This is a genomic window from Alicycliphilus sp. T452, assembly GCF_054512775.1.
Map to the genome: position 1 here is coordinate 198,125 of NZ_JBTNEH010000002.1, position 15,253 is coordinate 213,377.

The 15,253-nt window shown below is 67.7% G+C and carries 14 protein-coding genes and 3 pseudogenes; 12 read left to right on the top strand and 5 right to left on the bottom strand.

The annotated features are described in order from the left end of the window. The first annotated feature begins 12 nt into the window (after positions 1-12). The 8 genes and pseudogenes from thiD to ACX12L_RS02550 all read left to right on the top strand — a co-directional run. Positions 13-954, top strand: coding sequence for a bifunctional hydroxymethylpyrimidine kinase/phosphomethylpyrimidine kinase (gene thiD / locus ACX12L_RS02515; protein ID WP_459261166.1), 942 nt, complete (start codon positions 13-15; stop codon positions 952-954). Continuing rightward, positions 938-2,248, top strand: coding sequence for a glutamate-1-semialdehyde 2,1-aminomutase (gene hemL, locus ACX12L_RS02520; RefSeq protein ID WP_459261167.1), 1,311 nt, complete (start codon positions 938-940; stop codon positions 2,246-2,248). The genes thiD and hemL overlap by 17 nt, the downstream gene beginning before the upstream one ends. A 65-nt stretch (positions 2,249-2,313) precedes the next feature. Beyond that, positions 2,314-2,644: pseudogene (locus tag ACX12L_RS02525) on the top strand (chromosome partitioning protein ParB); the annotation flags it as partial. A gap of 123 nt (positions 2,645-2,767) precedes the next feature. Next, positions 2,768-3,050, top strand: a pseudogene (locus tag ACX12L_RS02530) (DUF736 domain-containing protein). 81 nt (positions 3,051-3,131) lie between these two features. Continuing rightward, the gene (locus tag ACX12L_RS02535; protein WP_459261168.1) at positions 3,132-4,388 is read left to right on the top strand and encodes a tyrosine-type recombinase/integrase; all 1,257 of its coding nucleotides are present in this window, start codon (positions 3,132-3,134) and stop codon (positions 4,386-4,388) included. Further along, on the top strand, positions 4,385-5,323 hold the full coding sequence (locus ACX12L_RS02540; protein WP_459261169.1) for a tyrosine-type recombinase/integrase: 939 nt from the start codon (positions 4,385-4,387) through the stop codon (positions 5,321-5,323). The genes ACX12L_RS02535 and ACX12L_RS02540 overlap by 4 nt, the downstream gene beginning before the upstream one ends. After that, on the top strand, positions 5,316-6,311 hold the full coding sequence (locus ACX12L_RS02545) for a tyrosine-type recombinase/integrase (RefSeq protein ID WP_459261170.1): 996 nt from the start codon (positions 5,316-5,318) through the stop codon (positions 6,309-6,311). The genes ACX12L_RS02540 and ACX12L_RS02545 overlap by 8 nt, the downstream gene beginning before the upstream one ends. Before the next feature lie 90 nt (positions 6,312-6,401). After that, a pseudogene (locus tag ACX12L_RS02550) lies at positions 6,402-6,514 on the top strand (DUF736 family protein); the annotation flags it as partial. 46 nt (positions 6,515-6,560) lie between these two features. Here the strand turns inward: ACX12L_RS02550 and ACX12L_RS02555 are convergent. Beyond that, positions 6,561-7,463, bottom strand: coding sequence for a LysR family transcriptional regulator (locus tag ACX12L_RS02555; RefSeq protein ID WP_459261171.1), 903 nt, complete (start codon positions 7,461-7,463; stop codon positions 6,561-6,563). A 122-nt stretch (positions 7,464-7,585) separates the two neighbouring features. Here ACX12L_RS02555 and ACX12L_RS02560 point away from each other — a divergent pair, with 122 nt between their 5' ends. After that, positions 7,586-8,485 (top strand): pirin family protein, encoded by a 900-nt coding sequence (locus ACX12L_RS02560; RefSeq protein ID WP_459261172.1) that lies wholly within the window; start codon positions 7,586-7,588, stop codon positions 8,483-8,485. A gap of 90 nt (positions 8,486-8,575) precedes the next feature. Beyond that, the gene (locus tag ACX12L_RS02565) at positions 8,576-9,256 is read left to right on the top strand and encodes a hydrolase (RefSeq protein WP_459261173.1); all 681 of its coding nucleotides are present in this window, start codon (positions 8,576-8,578) and stop codon (positions 9,254-9,256) included. A 208-nt stretch (positions 9,257-9,464) separates the two neighbouring features. Here the strand turns inward: ACX12L_RS02565 and purH are convergent, their stop codons facing one another. The 3 genes from purH to dusB all read right to left on the bottom strand — a co-directional run bounded on the left by purH (position 9,465) and on the right by dusB (position 12,413). Next, positions 9,465-11,063 carry a bifunctional phosphoribosylaminoimidazolecarboxamide formyltransferase/IMP cyclohydrolase gene (gene purH, locus ACX12L_RS02570; protein WP_459261174.1) on the bottom strand — a complete coding sequence of 533 codons (1,599 nt, stop codon included), beginning with the start codon at positions 11,061-11,063 and terminating at the stop codon, positions 9,465-9,467. Positions 11,064-11,143: 80 nt separating this feature from the next. Further along, entirely contained in the window at positions 11,144-11,377 is a 234-nt protein-coding gene (locus ACX12L_RS02575; protein ID WP_459261175.1) for a Fis family transcriptional regulator, read from the bottom strand. After that, positions 11,358-12,413, bottom strand: a complete 1,056-nt coding sequence (gene dusB, locus ACX12L_RS02580) for a tRNA dihydrouridine synthase DusB (RefSeq protein ID WP_459261176.1) — start codon at positions 12,411-12,413, stop codon at positions 11,358-11,360. The genes ACX12L_RS02575 and dusB overlap by 20 nt, the downstream gene beginning before the upstream one ends. Before the next feature lie 144 nt (positions 12,414-12,557). Between dusB and ACX12L_RS02585 the strand changes: the two genes are divergently transcribed. Continuing rightward, positions 12,558-13,067, top strand: coding sequence for a YqaA family protein (locus tag ACX12L_RS02585; protein WP_459261177.1), 510 nt, complete (start codon positions 12,558-12,560; stop codon positions 13,065-13,067). A 6-nt stretch (positions 13,068-13,073) separates the two neighbouring features. Here ACX12L_RS02585 and ACX12L_RS02590 read toward each other — a convergent pair whose 3' ends face one another. Beyond that, positions 13,074-14,048, bottom strand: a complete 975-nt coding sequence (locus tag ACX12L_RS02590) for a LysR family transcriptional regulator (RefSeq protein WP_459261178.1) — start codon at positions 14,046-14,048, stop codon at positions 13,074-13,076. Between the two features lie 195 nt (positions 14,049-14,243). On the opposite strand from ACX12L_RS02590, the gene ACX12L_RS02595 reads away from it, so the two are divergent. After that, on the top strand, positions 14,244-15,251 hold the full coding sequence (locus ACX12L_RS02595; RefSeq protein WP_459261180.1) for a tripartite tricarboxylate transporter substrate binding protein BugE: 1,008 nt from the start codon (positions 14,244-14,246) through the stop codon (positions 15,249-15,251). Positions 15,252-15,253: the final 2 nt, after the last annotated feature.

Here is a 15,253-nt window from a genome sequence, read left to right on the forward strand (position 1 = left end):
TGGCACCCTTCCATGAAATCGAAAACCCCTTCATCACCGGGTACCCCAGGCATGGCCGCGGATGATGACGACCCCGTAGTGCCCGCCATCTGTGTCATGGTTTTCAACGCCAACGACCCCAGCGGCGCGGGAGGGCTGGCGGGCGACATCACGGCCGTGGCCTCGGTCGGCGGTCACCCCGTCCCCGTGGTGACCGGCGCCTACGCGCGCGACAGCGCCGAGGTCTTCGAGCATTACCCCTTCGACGACGACACGGTTTCCGAGCAGGCCCGCGCCGTGCTCGAGGACATGGCCGTGCAGGCCATCAAGGTCGGCTTCGTGGGCAGCCCGGAGAACCTGAGCGCCATCGCCGGGATCTCGGCCGACTATGCCGACATACCGGTGATCGCCTACATGCCCGACCTGTCGTGGTGGCGCGACGATCTCATCGACCAGTACCACGATGCCTTCCGCGAACTGCTGCTGCCCCAGACCTCGGTGCTGGTCGGCAACCACAGCACGCTGTGGCGCTGGCTTCTGCCCGACTGGGGCAGCGAGCGTGCGCCGTCGCCGCGCGACCTGGCCATGGCGGCCGCCGAGAGCGGCGTGCCCTACCTGCTGGTGACCGGCATTCCGGCGGCCGACCAGCACATCGACAACGTGCTGGCCTCGGCCCAGTCGGTGCTCGGCAGCGGACGCTTCGAGCGCTTCGAAGCCAGCTTCATCGGCGCGGGCGACACCTTGTCGGCGACGCTCGCGGCCCTCGTGGGCAGCGGCTGCGACCTGGGCGAGGCCACGAAAGAAGCGCTCACCTACCTCGACGGCTCGCTGGAGAATGGCTTTCGCCCCGGCATGGGCCATGTGCTGCCCGACCGCATGTTCTGGGCCCAGCCCGACGATGACGACGACAATGACGACGAGCCCTCCGGCGGACCGCAGGGCTTCGACATGCCACCCCATGACACACAGCACTGACAGCAACCAGACCCTCTTCGAACGCGCCAAGGCGCTGATCCCGGGCGGCGTGAACTCGCCCGTGCGCGCCTTCAGGGCCGTGGGCGGCACCCCCCGCTTCATCCAGCGCGCCCAGGGCGCCTACATGTGGGATGCCAACGGCCGGCGCTACATCGACTACATCGGCTCCTGGGGCCCCATGATCCTGGGCCACGGCCACCCGGCCGTGCTGGAGGCCGTGCAAAAGGCCGCACTGGAGGGCTTTTCCTTCGGCGCGCCCACCGAGCGCGAGGTGGAGCTGGCCGAGGAGATCATCCGCCACGTGCCGTCGATGGAGATGATCCGCCTGGTCAGCTCCGGCACCGAGGCGGGCATGAGCGCCATCCGCCTGGCGCGCGGCGCCACGGGCCGCTCCAAGATCATCAAGTTCAACGGCTGCTACCACGGCCATGCCGATTCGCTGCTGGTCAAGGCCGGATCGGGCCTGGCCACCTTCGGCCACGCCACCAGCGCGGGCGTGCCGCCCGAGGTGGTGCAGCACACGCTGGTGCTCGAATACAACGACGTGGCGCAGCTCGAAGAGGCCTTCGCGCTGCACGGCAAGGATGTGGCCTGCGTGATCATGGAGCCCATCGCGGGCAACATGAACTTCGTGCGCGCCAGCGTGCCCTTCATGCGCCGCGCGCGCGAGCTGTGCACGCAGCACGGCGCGCTGCTGGTCATCGACGAGGTGATGACGGGCTTTCGCGTGGCGCTCGGCGGCGCGCAGAGCGTGTACGCGCAGCAGATCCCCGGCTTCAGGCCTGACCTCACGGTGCTCGGCAAGGTCATCGGCGGCGGCATGCCGCTCGCGGCCTTCGGGGGGCCGCGCGCCGTCATGGAGCAGCTCGCGCCGCTGGGCCCCGTGTACCAGGCCGGCACCCTGTCGGGCAACCCCGTGGCGACGGCCTGCGGCCTGGCGACGCTGCGCGAGATCAGCCAGCCCGGCTTCTACGAGGCCCTGGCCGGGCGCACGCGCGCGCTGGTCGACGGCCTGGCTGGCGCCGCCAGGGCCAGCGGCGTGGACTTCTGCGCCGACAGCGAGGGCGGCATGTTCGGCTACTTCCTGCTGGGGGCGCTGCCGCAGAACTACCCCGAGGTGCTCAGGACCGACGGCGCGCGCTTCAACCAGCTGTTCCACGGCCTGCTCGACCGCGGCGTGTACACCGCGCCGGCGCTGTACGAGGCGGGCTTCGTGAGCAGCGCGCACAGCGCCGAAGACATCGCGCAGACCGTGGAAGCGGCCACGCAGGTTTTCCAGACGCTCACGAAATAAGAGCTGCTGCCGCCCGGCCAGAGCGCGCTTGCGCCTGTTTTCATCAAAAAGGGCCTTTACGGGCCTTTTCCGTCACGCCGCTGGTCGTGGCGAATGTCTCGCCGCGCCTGCTGGCCGACTGCCGCGCCGATGCAGTCGCGCGCGATCAGTTGATGGCCCTTGCCATCACCGACGGCCACGCCGCGCAGAAAGCCGCGTACTACGATGCCCCGACATGGCAACGCAGCCCGCACAGCCTGCGGGAACGCCTGACCGAACGCGAAATCGACGCCTATCGGCATCCGCGGCGACCTGTTCGCGGAAGGCGATGCCAGCGTGTACCTGGGCGATGCGGCGCTGCTGGAACGGCTGGCGCAGGACAAGCTGGCCGGCATCGCCGCCGAGGCGGAGGCCGAAAATTCCTTTCGCCTCCCGGCTCTCCGCTGCGTTGCGACCGCAAGCGGTGCAGCCAGCCCGTCCCCCGCCGGCCGGATCACAACAAGGACGCAATGGGCGCGAACCTTGTTCAACCGAAACGTCATGGCCAACATCGGCTACCTTCACCGCAGACAAAGACGGCTACGCCGGCACCCTTCGCACCCTGACGCTCACCGTCAAGGTCAAGCTGGTTCCCGACGACAAGGGGGACAGCGAGAAAGCCCCGGACTTCCGCGTCCAGGCCGCCGGCCACGGCATCGGCGCGGCGTGGAAGAAGACCAGCGAGGCCGGGCGGGAGTACCTGTCCGTGTTATGTGGCTCACCACATAACACGGAGAATGTGGCGCAGAGATTTATGTGGCGCCCGAGACGAGCAGCCGCATAGTGACAGTTCAAGAAGGAGTCGAGCGCCACATTTTGGAGAGGCACAGACTGATCGATCTTCCAACCACACAGGAGATCGGTCATGTTCGAGGCACTCTTTTCCAAGGCCCATGCGTTGGTGCGCCATCGCGACGGCCCATGGGCCGAAGCCCGTGAGCGATACCTTTGCTTTCGCGCCAGTCGTGGTGCAACGCGCAGCACTTTGCAAAGTCTCGCCCATCGACTGCTGGTGATCTCCAGGCACATTGATCTGGCTACAGGCGAGCGCATCACCCGGTACGAATTGGAGATGGCAGGTGAGCGCTATGCCCGTCATCAATGCCGTCTTCACCGTGCGAAGAGCACGTACTACGCGCGCACCAAGTTCGTCTGCGCCGCGATGGCGTGGCTGCGATTTCTTGATCTGTTGGAGCCATTGCCAGCCGCTCCGGTCAGCGTGTTCACCCCGGTCGTGGAGCAATTCGCCGCCTTCATGCGTAATGATCGAGCCTTGTCAGCGCCCACGATCCATAACCAAAGCTGGTTCGTGAAGGAATTTCTTAAGGGCATCGAAGACGCAAGGCGATCGCTCGCAGACGTTTCGATCGCGGACGTCGATGCGTTCCAAGCCGCCAAGGGACTCAGCGACTGGAAGCGCATCACGATCGCACGCTGCGCGAGCGCATTGCGGGTCTTCTTCCGTTACGCCGAGGCACAAGGCTGGTGCCCCACCGGCACTCGAATTGCAGCGTGCATTGATGCGCCGCGCTTGTATCTGCACGAAGGCCTTCCAGCCGGCCCCAATTGGGCTGATGTGCGCCAGATGATCGAGAGCGCCCAAGGTTCCCGGCCCATCGATATACGCGATCGCGCCATTTTGCTGCTGTTCGCGGTCTACGGCCTGCGCAGCAAGGAGGTGGAGCGGCTTCGTCTCAATGACCTGGATTGGACCAACGAGACCATCACCATCGTGCGCACCAAGTCACGCCGCACTGACCTGTACCCGCTGGTCACCGAGGTTGGCGAAGCGATTCTTCGTTATCTGCAACAGGCTCGCCCGCATTGCACCTCCAACACACTCTTCACCAGCACCCAGAAGCCTTTCCCTCCGGTATCGCAACATGTGCTGTATGACGTGGTCAGCCGTCGGGTCAAGGCACTGGGCATCCAGCTTCCGCACAAGGGACCGCACTGCCTGAGGCATGCCTGCGCTTGCCATCTGGTGGCCGAGGGGTTCTCTCTCAAGGCTGTTGGAGATCACCTGGGGCATCGCAACGTGGGTACAACCCGCATCTACGCCAAGGTAGATCTTCAAGGCCTTCGCAAGGTCGCCGAATTCGACCTGGGAGGCCTGCTATGAAGCTCTCCCAAGCCGTCACCAGCTATGTGGCTTACAAGCAGGCGATGGGCCTGAAGTTCCATCGCGAAGCCAGAGTGCTCAACGCCTATTGCACACATATGGGCAGCGTGGAGATGAGTCAGGTCGGAGCAGATCAAACACGCCATTTCATCGTCGGCAGTGGCCCTATCACCCGCACCGCCCTGGGCAAGTATGCGGTGCTCTCACGGTTTTATCGGTATGCCATGACGCGCGGGCATGCCGACGGTTCGCCCCTTCCAGCAGCGCCTCCGAAGCTTGGCAAGGACTTCGTGCCCTACATCTACTCGCGCCAGGACCTGCGGCGACTGCTCGACACCACGGATGAGATTGATCAACCGAAGAACCTGATCGATCCCGGTACTTACCGCACCCTCCTGCTACTTCTGTACGGCACCGGGCTGAGGATCAGCGAAGCGCTTCATCTCACGATGGCCGACGTGGACCTCTCCGAGGCCGTCCTGCACATCCACGGCAGCAAGTTCTACAAGTCACGGCTGGTGCCGATTGGGACGGATGTCGAAGGTGTGCTGCGCAGGTATTTGGCCAGACGCGTGCAGTGTCAGCCCGTCGGCCCGGAGTCCCCCTTCCTGCTTTCGCGCCTGGCCGGGCCAATTTCGCTGTCTGCAGCCGAGCACACTTTTGTCCGTCTGCGCAGGCGCGCCGGAATCCTGCGCGACGGTGGCCCGCGTGCCCAGCCGCGCTTGCATGACCTGCGGCACACCTTCGCCGTGCATCGGCTCACTGCCTGGTATCGCAGTGGCAACGATGGGCAATCCCTGCTGCTGCAACTGTCCGTCTATCTGGGGCACGTGGATATCGGCTCGACCCAGCCTTACCTCACCTTGACCCCCGAGTTGCTGCGCGCAGCGAGCGCACGATTCGAGGCCTACGCGATGGAAGAGTCCCATGCGTGACACCACACTGCTCGGCCCGTGGGTTCGCCGATTTCTTCTGGAGCACATGGTCGGCGAACGCAATCTCGCCCGCAATACACAGCTCAACTACCGTGACACGCTCAAGCTGCTGCTTCCATTTGCCGCTCGGCTTCTGCACACGCCGGTGGATCGACTCGTAGTGACGGATCTATCGGCGGATCTGACGCGCAGGTTCCTCGCCGATTTGGAAGAGTCCCGGCACTGCACGGTGTCCACCCGGAATCAGCGTCTTGCTGCGATCCGCAAGTTAGCCTACTTCATCGGCGAGCACAGCCCGGAACATATCGAGTGGTGCGGCCAGGTCCGCTCGATTCCGTGCAAGAAGACCTCCCAGGCCGTGATCCCCTATCTTGACAAACTGGAGATGGATGCGCTGCTGGCCGCGCCTGACCGGCAAACGCTAGTGGGACAGCGAGACTACGTGCTCCTGCTGTGCCTGTACAACACCGGCGCCCGTGTGTCAGAGCTGGCACAGCTCAAGATCGACGACCTGGACTTGCAGGGTGCTTCGGTCAAGATTCAGGGCAAAGGCGGGAAACAGCGGTATTGCCCCCTGTGGCCGAGCACGGTTTCTGAATTGGCGTACCTGATTGGAGATCGGGCATCACAAGAGCCGGTTTTTCTCAATCGCTGCGGCCAGTCCATCACCCGCTTTGGTGTGCATACGATGGTGGAACGTCATGCGATGAAGGCGAGCTTGAACTTGCCGGCAATGCGCAAGAAAAGGGTGAGTCCGCACACGATTAGGCACACCGCTGCCACGCATCTGCTGCGCGCCGGAGTCGATATCAACACGATCCGCGGCTGGCTTGGCCACGTCAGCATTGACACGACAAACATCTATGCCGAGATCGACCTGGAAACCAAGGCGAAGGCGCTTGCCAAATGCGCCGTTGCGGAGGATGCCCAATCCAAACGGCGGTGGCGCGATCAGCCCGAGCTGATGGCCTTCCTGCGCAGCCTATAGCCCACTTCTTATGTGGCGCTCATCGGGCTGGATCGACCGCGCCGAAAGGCAGCGCGGTTCGATGACCACATAAATTCGAGCGCCACATTCTCCGTGACCCTCGACGATCCTTCGTTCCCGGCAACGGCTATGCCCGCCTGATCGAGAACGAGGACGGCACGCACGGCCTGATCCGGTCGCGCAGCAAGCCCCAGGGGGCCTGACGGCCGCAGCGCGCCGCCCACCGTGGCGGAGCTTCTTACCGAGCCATCAGTCCTCGTGCAAGCGCTCGAACTGCTGCGCGAGAAATTCGAGCAATGCCCGCACCGCCGGCAGCAGCCCGCGCCGCGAGGCGAACACGGCATGGATGATCTCGCGCCGAGGCGCCCAGCCCGGTATCACGTGCACCAGTTCGCCGCGCTCGATCTGCTCGCGCACCATCATCGAGGGCAGTTGCACGACGCCCACGCCGGCGACAGCCGCCGCGCGCAAGGCCAGCATGCCGCGCGTGATCAGGCGCGGCCGGTGGCGGATGGCCGCCTGCGCGCCATCAGGCCCGATCAGGTTCCACACGTGCTCGTGCTGCGGCAGGCCCAGGTCCATGCTCGGCAGGCCCGCGAGGTCGGCGGGCCCCTGGGGAATCCCGTCCGCCAGCAGCCGCGGGCAGGCCACCAGGCATTGCCCGCGCTCGGCCAGCACGCGCATCACCAGGTCGCTGTCTTCCAGTGGCGGCGGCCGCACGCGGATGGCCACGTCGATGCCTTCGCCCACCACGTCCACGCGGCGGTTGGTTTCCTCCAGGTGGATCTCCACGCGCGGATAAGCGACCATGAAGGCCGCCACCATGTCGGCGATGCGCGCATCCAGCAGCGCCACCGGGCAGGTCATGCGCACGATGCCGCGCGGTTCGGCCTGCGTCAGCGCGATGGCCTCGTCGGCCGCATCGGCCTCCACCAGCATGGCCTTGCAGTGGGCGTAGTAGCTCTGGCCGGTCTCGGTGACGGCGAAGCGCCGCGTGGAGCGCTGGATCAGCCGCGTGCCCAGGCGCTCCTCCAGCAGCGCGATGCGCCGGCTCAGCTTGGATTTGGGCATGCCGAGCGCGCGGCCGGCCGGCGCGAAGCCGCCGTGGTCCACCACCTGCACGTAGTAGTAGAGGTCGTTCAAGTCTCGCATCGCTTCATCGTTCACCTAATAGGACTCTGAAGCCAAATATTACCGACTACCGGGATCATCGTTCCATCCATATCCTTCTCACATCGCCAGCGCATTCCGCGCGGCGCATCCAGGAGATGAGCATGAAGAAGATCCTCGGCGTCTACAGCGCTCCCCGCCCGCACTGGGTGGGCGACGGCTTCCCGGTGCGCTCGCTGTTCGGCTACGACGGCCTGGGCCGGCACCTGAGCCCGTTCCTGTTGCTCGACCACGCGGCGCCCACGCACTTCACGCCGGCGGCACAGCCGCGTGGCGTGGGCCAGCACCCGCACCGCGGCTTCGAGACCGTGACCATCGTCTACCAGGGCGAGGTGGAGCACCGCGATTCCACCGGCGCAGGTGGCCTGATCGGCCCGGGCGACGTGCAGTGGATGACCGCCGGCGGCGGCATCCTGCACGAGGAGTTCCACTCGCGCGCCTTCACCGCGCGCGGCGGCACCATCGAGATGGTGCAGCTGTGGGTCAACCTGCCCGCCAGGGACAAGATGGCTCCGCCGCGCTACCAGACGCTGCTGGACGCGCAGATTCCGTCGGTGGACCTGCCCGAAGGCGCCGGCCGCGTGCGCGTGATCGCCGGCGCGTTCGATGGACGCCCCGGCCCGGCGCTGACCTTCACGCCGATGGACGTGTGGGATGTACGCATCGCCCAGGGCGGCACCGCCCGCTTCGGGACGAAGGACGGCCACACGCTGGCGCTGGTCGTGCTGCGCGGCACGGTACTGGTCAACGGCGAGACGGTGGCACGCGAAGGGCAGCTCGTGCACCTGGAGCGCGAGGGCAGCGGCGTGGAGATCGAGGCCAACAGCGACGCGACCGTGCTGTGGCTGTCGGGCGAGCCGATTGACGAGCCGGTGGTCGGGTACGGCCCGTTCGTGATGAACAGCGAGGCCGAGATCCGCCAAGCTGTGGCCGACTTCAACAGCGGACGCTTCGGCCGCATCGCGCTGGCCGGAACCGCACGCAACGACGGCATCACCGCCTGATCCATCGGCGGGCTGGGCTACGCCCTGGCCCGCCAGTGATGAGGCTCTCCGCCCATCTGGGCACCCATCCCCCCTGAAGGAGTACACACCATGAGCACACCCGCCAACTTCAACGGCGCCCGTCCCGTCATCAACCCCGACGACGCCGTGATGCTGCTGATCGACCACCAGAGCGGCCTGTTCCAGACCATCAAGGACATGCCCTTCACCGAGGTGCGCGCCAACGCCTCCACGCTGGCCAAGGTGGCGACGCTGGCGAAGATGCCGGTCATCACCACGGCTTCGGTGCCGCAGGGGCCGAACGGCCCGCTGATCCCGGAAATCCACCAGTTCGCCCCGCACGCGCAGTACGTGGCGCGCAAGGGCGAGATCAACGCCTGGGACAACCCCGAGTTCGTCGCCGCCGTGAAGGCCACGGGCCGCAGGCAGCTCATCATCGCCGGCACCATCACCAGCGTGTGCATGGCCTTCCCGAGCATCGCGGCGGTGCACGAGGGCTACCAGGTGTTCGCCGTGATCGACGCCTCGGGCACCTACTCGAAGATGGCGCAGGAGATCACGCTGGCGCGCATCGTGCAGGCCGGCGTGGTGCCGATGGACACCGCCGCCGTCTGCTCGGAAGTGCAGCGGACATGGAACCGCGAGGACGCGCTGCAGTGGGCGGAGGCGTACAGCGCGGTCTTCCCGCCGTACCAGCTGCTGATCGAGAGCTACGCCAGGGCGCAGGAGGTGGCGAAGAACGGCGAGCAGCTGGATTCGCAGCGCGCATGACGCGGCTGCCGGACGCCACGATGCCGGCGCGAGGCCGGCATCGCGGAATTTCTTCGGGGCATCGGCACAGGCCTGTGACGACTGGCGTCATGCGGCACGCTCCTTCATCGCCGGGCCGCCCCAAGATGAAAAGCGGCCCCCCCGAGGGGGGCCGCGACCCGCGTAGCGCGCGGAGCGTGGGGGGCCTTTTCAGATGCTGCTGCGCCGCTCAGTGGCGGAAGTGGCGCACGCCCGTGAACACCATGGCCACGCCGCGCTCGTTGGCCGCGTCTATGACCTCCTGGTCGCGCATGGAGCCGCCGGGCTGGGCCACGCAGGTGGCGCCCGCATCGACCACCACGTCCAGGCCGTCGCGGAAGGGGAAGAAGGCGTCGCTCGCGACCACGGTGTTCTGCAGCGACAGGCCCGCGGCCTGGGCCTTGATGCTGGCGATGCGCGCGGAGTCCAGGCGGCTCATCTGGCCCGCGCCCACGCCCATGGTCATGCCGCCCTTCACGAACACGATGGCGTTGCTCTTGACGTACTTGGCCACCTTCCAGGCGAACAGCAGGTCCTGCATTTCCTCCTGCGTGGGCTGCTTGATGGTGACCACCTTCACGTCGGGCAGCTCCAGCTCATGGTTGTCCGCCGTCTGCAGCAGCAGGCCCGAACCCACGCGCTTGGCGTCCATGGCGTTACGGCCCTGGGCCCAGGCCGTTTCGCCACCCTGCGGCAGGGCGATCTTCATCAGGCGCACGTTGGCCTTGGCCTTGAACACGTCGAGCGCCTCGGGCGTGAAGTCGGGCGCCATCAGCACCTCGACGAACTGCTTGGAGATCTGCTGCGCGGCCGCGCCGTCCACCGCACGGTTGAGCGCGATGATGCCGCCGAAGGCGCTCGTCGGGTCGGTCTGGAAGGCCTTGCCGTAGGCCTCCAGCGCGCTCGCGCCCACGGCCACGCCGCAGGGGTTGGCGTGCTTGACGATCACGCAGGCGGGCAGCTTGAAGCTCTTGACGCATTCCCAGGCGGCATCGGCGTCGGCGATGTTGTTGTACGACAGCTCCTTGCCCTGCAGCTGCACGCCCGTGGCGATGGAGCCGGGCGCGGGGTGCAGGTCGCGGTACCAGGCGGCCTGCTGGTGGCTGTTCTCGCCGTAGCGCAGGTCCTGCGTCTTGACGAAGTGGCCGTTGCTCTGGCCGGGGAACAGGCTGCGCTCGGGCACGTAGGCCTCGGAGAGCTTGTCCTCCTCGAACTTCACCGACGAGAGGTAGTCGCTGATCGCGCCGTCGTACTGCGCGATGCGGTTGAACGCGGCCACCGACAGGGCGAAGCGCAGCCTGTCGGAGAGCCTGCCGCCGGCCTTCAGCTCGGCCAGCACGGCTTCGTACTGGTCGGCGCTCGTCACCACGCCCACGTCCTGCCAGTTCTTCGCGGCGCTGCGCACCATGGCGGGGCCGCCGATGTCGATGTTCTCGATGGCGTCGGCCAGCGTGCAGCCGGCCTTGGCCACCGTGGCCTCGAACGGGTACAGGTTCACGACCAGCAGGTCGATGGTGGCTATGCCGTGCTCCTTCAAGGCCGCCATGTGCGCGGGCACGTCGCGGCGCGCGAGCAGCCCGCCGTGCACCTTGGGGTGCAGGGTCTTGACGCGGCCGTCGAGCATCTCGGGGAACTGCGTGACCTCAGCCACCTCGGTGACGGGCAGGCCCTCCTTGGCCAGCAGCTGGGCGGTGCCGCCCGTGGACAGCAGGCGGATGCCCAGCGCGTGCAGGGCCCGGGCGAATTCGACGATGCCGGTCTTGTCGGAGACGGAGAGGAGTGCGTTCATGGTGGTTGGTTGGTTTGAATTGAAATCGGGCTCCAGCGCTTGCCAGATAAGCGCCAGCAGCTATGTTTTTTAAAGAATCATCAGAGCAGCTTGTGCTCCACGAGCTTCTTGCGCAGGGTGTTGCGGTTCAGCCCCAGCCATTCGGCGGCGCGCGACTGGTTGTTGTCGGCGTGGCTCATCACCACTTCCAGCAGGGGTTTCTCCACCAGGCGCACGACCATGTCGTACACGCCGTCCGGCGCCTCGCCGTCCAGGTCGCGAAAGTAGCCTTGCAGGCTTTCGCGTACACATTCCTCAAGATTGTGCTTGCTCATGCAGTGATTCCCTCGTTTGCGGGTCCGCGTCGTCGCGTGCAGGCGGCAGCCAGTCCATCCGATCGCCCAGGGCGTCGAAGTAATCGGCCACGGCCTGCCACTGCGCCGCGCAGTCCTCCATGGTGTTGATGCGTTGTCTGAAGGCCTCGCCGCCGGGCAGGTCGCGCACGTACCAGGCGATGTGCTTGCGCGCGCTGCGCACGCCGCTGGCCTGGCCGTACAGGCCGTAGTGGTCCTGCAGGTGCTCCAGCAGCAGGCGCCGCACCTCGGCCACCAGGGGCGGCGCCAGGTGCTCGCCCGTGGCCAGGTAGTGCGCCGTCTCGCGGAAGATCCACGGCCGGCCCTGGGCCGCGCGGCCGATCATGATGGCGTCGGCACCGGTCTGCGCCAGCACGGCGCGGGCCTTGCCGGGCGAGGTGATGTCGCCATTGGCGACCACCGGCACGCGCACCGCGGCCTTCACGGCGGCGACCGTGTCGTATTCGGCCCGGCCCTTGTATCCCTGCTCGCGCGTGCGGCCGTGCACGGTGAGCATCTGGATGCCCACGTCCTCGAAGCGGCGCGCCAGCGGCACGGCGTTCCTGTGCTGCTGGCACCAGCCGGTGCGCATCTTCAGCGTCACGGGCACCCGGTGCGGCGCGCAGGCCGCGACCACGGCGGCGGCGATCTCCACGGCCAGGGCCTCGTTCTGCATCAGGGCCGAGCCCGCCCACTTGTTGCACACCTTCTTGGCCGGGCAGCCCATGTTGATGTCGATGATCTGCGCGCCGCGGTCGATGTTGTAGACCGCCGCCTCGGCCATCATGGCCGCGTCGGTGCCGGCGATCTGCACGGCGATCGGCCCCGGCTCGCCCGCGTGGTTGGCGCGGCGGCTGGTCTTGAGGCTGGCCCACAGGTCCTTGCGCGAGGTGACCATCTCGCTGACCGCATAGCCCGCGCCCAGGCGCTTGCACAGCTGGCGGAACGGCCGGTCCGTCACCCCCGCCATGGGGGCGACGAACAGGCGGTTCGCCAGGGGAATATGGCCGATGTGCATGGAAAGCCGGGGATGTGTGCAAGAAGCGGGCAAGAAGCACGATTTTAACTGCTTAAAATTTCAGCAAATGAAAAGGCGGCGCATCCGGCTGGCAGCCATCGGCATGGGCGCCTCTACACTTCCAGCCCTACCATGGAAATCTGGATGCAACAACTGCTGGACCTGCTGGCCTTGCCGCAATTCGGTCTCAGCACGGTGTTCGTCGTGGCCTTCGTCTCGGCCACGCTGCTGCCGCTGGGGTCGGAACCGGCCGTGTTCGGCCTCGTCAAGCTCAACCCCGAACTGTTCTGGCCCGCCATCCTCGCCGCCACCGCGGGCAACACGCTGGGCGGCGCCGTGAGCTGGTGGATGGGGCTGGGCGCCCACCGGGCCTGGGACGCGGCTCGCCGCCGCCGGCGCGCCGGCCAGCCCGCAGCCCCCGACGCCAAGCCCCCGCGCGCGCTCAGCCGCGCCGAGCGCCGCGCCCGGGTATGGCTGCGCAAATGGGGCGCCAAGACCTGCCTGCTCTCCTGGCTGCCCGTGGTGGGCGACCCGCTGTGCGCCGTGGCCGGGTGGCTGCGCCTGCCGTTCTGGCCCTGCCTGATGTACATGGCCATCGGCAAGCTCCTGCGCTACGTGGCCATGACCGCCGGCCTGCTGTACCTGGTGGGCTGAAGCCGGCTACGCGGCGCCCTGCGGCGCGCGCCACAACGCCAGCATCTCCAGCAGCAGCGCCGGCGTGGCCTCACCGCGGTACACGGCCCCCAGGGGCGCGAGCGCCAGGGCCTCATGCTCCGGCAGCACCATGTCCAGGATGCAGACGCCGGCGTGCGGGCCGGCATGGCCCAGGCGCGGCACGATGCTGCGCGGCATCACGGCCACGGCGCCGGGCTGGCTCAGCAGCCCTTCCAGCACCGGCAGCGACACGGTGGACACGGGGAACCACTGCGCCCGGGGCAGCCGCGCCAGCACCACGCGCTCGAAGATGTCGCGCACGGCGATGCTGGATGTGGGCAGCACCCAGCGCGCATCGGCCAGCCGCTCCAGCAACACCTGCCTGGCGCGCGCCAGGGGGTGGCCGCGGGCGGCGATGAACACGGCCTCGTCGGGCAGCAGCGGCGCGAAGACGAGGCTCTCGGGCAGCAGCGCCGGCCGGCGGCAGAACACGGCATCGAGCCCGCCGCCGATCAGGAGCGGCAGCAGCCGCGCGCCCTCGCCCTCCTGCACGTCCACGTGCACCTGCGGGCGCAGCGCATAGAACCGCGCCAACAGCGGCGCGAGGATGGAGTGCGCCGCGGCCGGTATGGCCCCCAGGCGCAGGGCCGCCGAGGCGCCCAGGCGCAGGGCTGCCAGCGTCTCCGACACGTCCTCCAGCTCGCTCATCACGCCGCGCGCCGCGTCGGCCAGCGCCTGCCCCGCCTGCGTAGGGCGGATGCCGCGCGCATGGCGCTCGAACAGCCGCATGCCCAGCACGCGTTCGAGCTCGGCCAGCGCCTGCGTGGCCGCGGACTGGCTCATGTCCAGGTGGGCCGCCGCCTTGCCGATGGAGCCGCATTGCTGCAGCGCCAGCAGCAGCTGCAGCTGGCGCAGGCGCACCTGCCTGGCCAGGCGCGAGAACAGCACCCTGCCCTCGGGAAAGTGTTCGGATTCACGCATGGACGTCTCGGAAGTCGTGCGGATGCGGAGTATGCCGCCATCGGCAGCGCTTATGGCTCGCCCCAAAAACGGCGCGCCCGCGCGGCCCGTTTTTCCTATAGTCGCCAGCCCATGCGGCGCGTGCACGAGAGGCCACGGCGCACGCATGCCCCGCAGTCTCGCGCCTCTACGCCCGAACCCCGAAGGATGCCCACCATGCGCACCACCCACGCCCGCCGCCCGAGCCTCAAGGCCCTGGCCGTCGCCACCCTGGCCGCCACGGCCGCCCTGGCCCTGCCCCAGGGCGCGCAGGCCGCCGACGCCTACCCCAGCAAGCCCATCAAACTCATCGTGCCGTTTGCCGCCGGCGGCTCCACCGACATCGTGGCCCGCGTGCTCGCCGAGGGCATGCGCGCCACCCTGGGCCAGAGCGTCGTAGTGGACAACAAGGCCGGCGCCGGCGGCCTGATCGGCACCGAGGCCGTGGCCCAGGCCGCGCCCGACGGCTACACCGTCGGCATGGCCACGGTGAGCACCATGACCATCAATCCGCTGCTGTACACCCGCGCCGCGGGCCTGGGCGCCAAGCTCGCCCCGGTGGCCAACCTGGTCACCATGCCATCGGTGTACACGGTGCACCCCAGCCTGGGCGTGAACGGCTTCGACGCCTTCGTCGCGAAGGTGAAGGCCCAGCCCCGCAAGATCAGCGGCGCCGTGCCCGGCCCGGGCACGCTGGGCCACCTGATGCTGGCGTCGTTCAACGAGACCCTGAAGACCGACATCCTGATCGTGCCCTACCGCGGCAGCGGCCCCGCCCTCAACGACGCGCTGGCCGGGATGGTGCAGGTCATGCCCGACCAGCTGCCCTCGTCCATGGCCCACATCAAGAGCGGCAAGCTCATCCCCGTGGTGCTGGCCGCCGACGCCCGGTCGCCGGAGCTGCCCAACGTGCCCACCTTCAAGGAACTGGGCTACGGCGAGCTGAACGAGCTGGGCATCAGCTGGTTCGGCATCGTCGTGCCCAAAAACACGCCCGCGCCCATCGTCAAACGCCTGCAGGACGCGGCCGTGAAGGCCGCGCACCTGCCCGACGTGCAGCAGCATCTCAAGAACCTGGGCGCCAGCGCCACCGACATGGACCAGAGCCGGTTCCCCGCCCAGATCGCCCAGGAACTAAAGCGCAACAAGGCGCTGCTGGACAAGGCCGGCGTCAAGCCCGAGTGAAC

Coding starts and splice junctions, on each gene's coding strand:
- thiD (WP_459261166.1), top strand. CDS start 13: ATGAAATCGAAAACCCCTTCATCACCGGGTACCCCAGGCATGGCCGCG.
- hemL (WP_459261167.1), top strand. CDS start 938: ATGACACACAGCACTGACAGCAACCAGACCCTCTTCGAACGCGCCAAG.
- ACX12L_RS02535 (WP_459261168.1), top strand. CDS start 3,132: ATGTTCGAGGCACTCTTTTCCAAGGCCCATGCGTTGGTGCGCCATCGC.
- ACX12L_RS02540 (WP_459261169.1), top strand. CDS start 4,385: ATGAAGCTCTCCCAAGCCGTCACCAGCTATGTGGCTTACAAGCAGGCG.
- ACX12L_RS02545 (WP_459261170.1), top strand. CDS start 5,316: ATGCGTGACACCACACTGCTCGGCCCGTGGGTTCGCCGATTTCTTCTG.
- ACX12L_RS02555 (WP_459261171.1), bottom strand. CDS start 7,463: ATGCGAGACTTGAACGACCTCTACTACTACGTGCAGGTGGTGGACCAC.
- ACX12L_RS02560 (WP_459261172.1), top strand. CDS start 7,586: ATGAAGAAGATCCTCGGCGTCTACAGCGCTCCCCGCCCGCACTGGGTG.
- ACX12L_RS02565 (WP_459261173.1), top strand. CDS start 8,576: ATGAGCACACCCGCCAACTTCAACGGCGCCCGTCCCGTCATCAACCCC.
- purH (WP_459261174.1), bottom strand. CDS start 11,063: ATGAACGCACTCCTCTCCGTCTCCGACAAGACCGGCATCGTCGAATTC.
- ACX12L_RS02575 (WP_459261175.1), bottom strand. CDS start 11,377: ATGAGCAAGCACAATCTTGAGGAATGTGTACGCGAAAGCCTGCAAGGC.
- dusB (WP_459261176.1), bottom strand. CDS start 12,413: ATGCACATCGGCCATATTCCCCTGGCGAACCGCCTGTTCGTCGCCCCC.
- ACX12L_RS02585 (WP_459261177.1), top strand. CDS start 12,558: ATGCAACAACTGCTGGACCTGCTGGCCTTGCCGCAATTCGGTCTCAGC.
- ACX12L_RS02590 (WP_459261178.1), bottom strand. CDS start 14,048: ATGCGTGAATCCGAACACTTTCCCGAGGGCAGGGTGCTGTTCTCGCGC.
- ACX12L_RS02595 (WP_459261180.1), top strand. CDS start 14,244: ATGCGCACCACCCACGCCCGCCGCCCGAGCCTCAAGGCCCTGGCCGTC.